We start from the raw sequence: 4,165 nt of genomic DNA, 5'->3' as shown, positions 1-4,165 counted from the left end.
GGCATCATTTGAAGAACAGCCCAGTCTCTGAAGTCATCGTCATAACGCTTCGGCATTGCTAGACACCTTCGCCCCCATGAATGGTTGAGTCAATCAACAGAGGTGACAGGTAGGCTGACACGGGGGGTGTAACCGGAAAGCAGGCAGCGCCCGGAATAGGCCATGCATAGCGCGCCGTGCACGAACACTTCCAGCTCCATGCCCGGCACCTGCTCGCGAATTTCGCCGATCTCCTCCAGCGACAATTCGCGCGACAGAATGATCCGGCTCAGTCCCTGTTGCTGCCAGAACTCGACGCTCGCCCAATTCACCGTGTTGGCCTGCACCGACAGGTGAATCGGCATCTGCGCAAAGTGCTGGCGCACCAGCATGATCAGGCCCGGATCGGACATGATCAGCGCATCCGGGGCCATCTCGATCACTGGCGCCAGATCCTTGAGAAACGTCTTCAGCTTGGCGTTGTGCGGGGCGATGTTGACCACCACGTAGAAGCGCTTGCCCTGCGCCTGCGCCTCACGGATGCCCAGCGCCAGGTTGGCGTGGTCGAATTCGTTGTTGCGCACCCGCAGGCTGTAGCGCGGCTGGCCGGCGTAGACCGCATCGGCGCCATAAGCGAAGGCGTAACGCATGTTTTTCAGGGTGCCGGCGGGGGCGAGAAGCTCGGGGGCGATGAGAGTTGGCATTTGGGTGTCGGTCGCAAAAGCCGCGCAGGGTAGGGCAGCTGTTGCGAGGGTTTATTGATCTGGATCTATGCTCCATGAATAAACATGGCACTCACGCGCTCGGCGGCTGACTAAGTGGGGCGGGCGTGCGTGACGCCTGACTGACATGGACCGGATATGAACGAAAAGAGTCTGCAATTCAAATCCCTGACAGTGCTGCTGGTGCTGGTCACGGTGGCCTTTATCTGGATTCTGCTGCCGTTTTACGGCGCGGTGTTCTGGGCTGTCATCCTCGGCATTCTGTTTGCGCCGGTACAGCGCAGGTTGCAGCAGAAGTTCGGTTTGCAACGCAACGTGACGTCGCTGTGCACCTTGAGCCTGTGCCTGGTGATCGCGATTCTGCCGGTGATCATCGTCAGCATCCTGCTGGTCCAGGAAGGCGCGACGGTCTACAAGAACATTGAAAGCGGCGAGCTGGACATCGCTGCGTATCTGGCGCAGTTCAAGCACAGCCTGCCGCCGTACTTTCAGCACTTGCTCGACCGCTTCGGCATGGGCGAACTCGACAGCTTGCGCGAGAAGATCGTCAAAGCGGCGATGCAGGGCAGCCAGGCACTGGCGACTCAGGCGTTCAGCTTCGGCCAGGGCACATTCGAATTCGTGGTGAGCTTTTTCATCATGCTGTATCTGCTGTTTTTCTTCCTGCGTGACGGCCCCGAGCTGGCGCGCAAAATGCGCACTGCCGTGCCGCTGGAAGAAAACCACAAGCGCCGCCTGCAACTGAAGTTCAACCGCGTGGTGCGCGCGACGGTCAAGGGCAACGTGGTGGTGGCCGTGACCCAAGGCGCGCTGGGCGGGCTGATTTTCTGGTTTCTCGACATTCCCAGCGCGCTGCTCTGGGCGGTACTGATGGCGTTTCTGTCGCTGTTGCCAGCGGTGGGCGCGGGGATTGTCTGGGCGCCGGTGGCGGCGTACTTCCTGCTTAGCGGCATGATCTGGCAGGGCGTGGTGCTGGGCTTGTTCGGCGTATTCGTGATCGGCCTGGTCGACAACGTGCTGCGCCCGATACTGGTGGGCAAGGACACGAAAATGCCCGATTACCTGATCCTGGTCTCGACCCTTGGCGGCCTCGCAGTCTTCGGCCTCAACGGCTTTGTGATCGGGCCGCTGATTGCCGCGTTGTTCCTGTCGAGCTGGGCGCTGTTCGTCGAGACCAAGCCCAAGGTGCAACTGCCTTAAGCACGGAACGAGGCGCTGGCGACCTGTTGCGACAAAGCCTGCGCTGCCGGCAACGAAGTGAGCGGGCCGCTGATCGGCTCGCCATCGCGCACCAGATACCAGCAGGCGAGCAAGCCCGAGGCGCGGAGTGAAGCGGGAACTGCGCTGCCGATCACCGACATGATTTGAACCTGTGCCATGGGGAAACCTCCATCAAACTGATGGGGCTACCTTAGGGGCTCGTTGGCGCTGCGGAAAATCAACGCTTTCGATAGTGGTCATTGATGCCAGTGAGGTCTGCCGTCATTCGACCACTTGATCGAGCATGTGCATGACTTCGCGTTCATTGAGCAGGCCCTTGTGCACGAGGTTTTCGGCGAGCAGGGAAAGCAGCTTGGCGCAGCGATGGCCTTCCAGATGCTTGAGTTCGGTGAGCGCGCTGTACACCTTGCTCGAGGTGCACAGACCGACGATGCGGTGCGGGTTTTGTGTGGGCATACAGTCGTCCTTGTTGTTATCGATCTGTTGTTTACGGACGGATTCAGATTGCGGTTCCGTCATGACAAAGCGGTGACCGTTTGATGAAAAAAGCCCGACGGTCGATTCCATCATGCCGACTTTAGCTGCTCGAACTGTCCTCACAGCGACCTTGGCGAGATTTTTTCAGACGTTGGCCGACCGGCGGTCATAAAAAAGCCCCGCTCGAAAGCAGGGCTCTGTATTGCGCTTACCAGCGTGGACCACCGTAGTAGCCATGCGGGCCGCCGTAGTAGCCGTGGGGACGACCGTAATAACCACGAGGCGGGCCATAGTAGACGGGGGCCGGCTGCACGTAGACCGGTTGTTGCACATACACCGGCGCCGGTTGGTAGTAGACCGGTGGCGGCGGTTGCTGCACGTAGACCGGTTGCGGCTGAACATAAACCGGTTGTTGCTGCACATACACCGGTCGATCCTGGTTGATCAGTGCCGAGCCGATGATGGCCGAGCCGACGATCGCGCCAAACACTGCAGGGCCCTGCCAGCCATGGCCACCACCCGCTTCAGCCTGGCCGGTGACGGCAAGTGCGCCAATCAACAAAGCCATGATGGGAAGTTTACGAATCATGATAAGTCCTCGGTTCTTCGACCCGGCGCCGCGGCCTGAATCAGGCCCACAGTTGTCGCGGGGATACAGCTAAGACAGCAAATTTGCGAAATTCAGCACAGCCGCTGGGTAAATTTTGTGTAAGGTCTGTACCGGCTTCTTTACCCGGCTGCGCGGCGCCACAAACAAGCCTAAATGATGATTCAGAACCCGGTGGGCTGGCCAATCCCGTCCATCCGAAAGTGCGTTTGAAGGAGAAGTTTCATGCAGATGAACCCGAACAAAGACACCCAACTGTGCATGTCCCTGTCGGGGCGGCCGGGGAATTTCGGTCTGCGTTTTCACAACCATTTGTATGAACAGCTGGGCCTGAATTTCTACTACAAGGCGTTCAGCAGCCAGGACCTGACCGGCGCGGTCGGCGGCATCCGGGCACTGGGCATTCGTGGCTGCGGCGTGTCGATGCCGTTCAAGGAGGCCTGCATTGCGCTGGTCGATGAACTGGATGCCTCGGCAGCGGCGATCCAGTCGATCAACACCATCGTCAACACTGGCGGCCATCTCAAGGCCTACAACACCGACTACATCGCTGTCGCGCAGTTGCTGGAGAGCCACGCGGTGCCGAAACATTCAACCTTCGCCCTGCGCGGCAGCGGCGGCATGGCCAAAGCGGTGGCCAGCGCCCTGCGCGATGGTGGCTACAAGAACGGTTTGATTGTCGCCCGTAACGAGCGCGCCGGCCGCGCCCTGGCGGATTCGCTGGGTTATCGCTGGCAGGCCGAGCTTGGCAGCGAGCGCCCGCAGATGCTGATCAATGTCACCCCGGTAGGCATGGACGGCGGGCCGGAGGCGGGGCAACTGGCGTTCGAGCCTGAAGTGATCAAGGCGGCTGAGATTGTATTCGACGTGGTGGCGATTCCTTCGGAGACGCCGCTGATCGTGCGGGCGCGGGCCGAGGGCAAGCGAGTGATCACCGGGCTGGAAGTGATAGCGATTCAGGCGCTGGAGCAATTTGTCCTGTACACCGGGGTGCGGCCGAATGAGGCGCAGTTTGCGGCGGCGGTGGATTTTGCGCGCAGCTGATTGATCTTTTAGTGGCTGGGCTGGCCTCTTCGCGAGCAGGCTCGCTCCCACAGGTTGAGCTGGAATGCGATTGAATGTGGGAGCGAGCCAGCGAGCGAAGGCGGCGGGTCAATCG

5 protein-coding genes and 1 pseudogene are annotated in these 4,165 nt (G+C 60.2%); 2 read left to right on the top strand and 4 right to left on the bottom strand.

Annotation, left to right across the window (positions count from 1 at the left end):
- Positions 1-128: 128 nt before the first annotated feature.
- Positions 129-683 (bottom strand): annotated as a pseudogene (locus tag QMX86_RS27540) (U32 family peptidase); the annotation flags it as partial.
- A 156-nt stretch (positions 684-839) separates the two neighbouring features.
- On the opposite strand from QMX86_RS27540, the gene QMX86_RS27535 reads away from it, so the two are divergent.
- Complete coding sequence (locus QMX86_RS27535; RefSeq protein WP_282387637.1) at positions 840-1,901, top strand: AI-2E family transporter; 1,062 nt, start codon at positions 840-842, stop codon at positions 1,899-1,901.
- Here the strand turns inward: QMX86_RS27535 and QMX86_RS27530 are convergent.
- The 3 genes from QMX86_RS27530 to QMX86_RS27520 all read right to left on the bottom strand — a co-directional run bounded on the left by QMX86_RS27530 (position 1,898) and on the right by QMX86_RS27520 (position 2,988).
- The gene (locus QMX86_RS27530) at positions 1,898-2,080 is read right to left on the bottom strand and encodes a hypothetical protein (RefSeq protein ID WP_130910467.1); all 183 of its coding nucleotides are present in this window, start codon (positions 2,078-2,080) and stop codon (positions 1,898-1,900) included. The genes QMX86_RS27535 and QMX86_RS27530 overlap by 4 nt on opposite strands.
- A 103-nt stretch (positions 2,081-2,183) precedes the next feature.
- On the bottom strand, positions 2,184-2,378 hold the full coding sequence (locus QMX86_RS27525; RefSeq protein WP_016770691.1) for a hypothetical protein: 195 nt from the start codon (positions 2,376-2,378) through the stop codon (positions 2,184-2,186).
- A 229-nt stretch (positions 2,379-2,607) separates the two neighbouring features.
- Positions 2,608-2,988 (bottom strand): hypothetical protein, encoded by a 381-nt coding sequence (locus QMX86_RS27520; protein WP_024013471.1) that lies wholly within the window; start codon positions 2,986-2,988, stop codon positions 2,608-2,610.
- A 243-nt stretch (positions 2,989-3,231) separates the two neighbouring features.
- On the opposite strand from QMX86_RS27520, the gene QMX86_RS27515 reads away from it, so the two are divergent.
- Positions 3,232-4,050: a shikimate 5-dehydrogenase gene (locus QMX86_RS27515; protein WP_282387639.1), complete on the top strand. Its 819-nt coding sequence runs from the start codon at positions 3,232-3,234 to the stop codon at positions 4,048-4,050.
- Positions 4,051-4,165 lie beyond the last annotated feature (115 nt).

Source organism: Pseudomonas sp. PS01270 (assembly GCF_029959775.1).
Taxonomy (GTDB): Bacteria; Pseudomonadota; Gammaproteobacteria; order Pseudomonadales; family Pseudomonadaceae; genus Aquipseudomonas; species Aquipseudomonas atacamensis.
The sequence above is the reverse complement of the archived record's forward strand: the minus strand, read 5'-3'. Positions and strand labels throughout refer to the sequence as shown.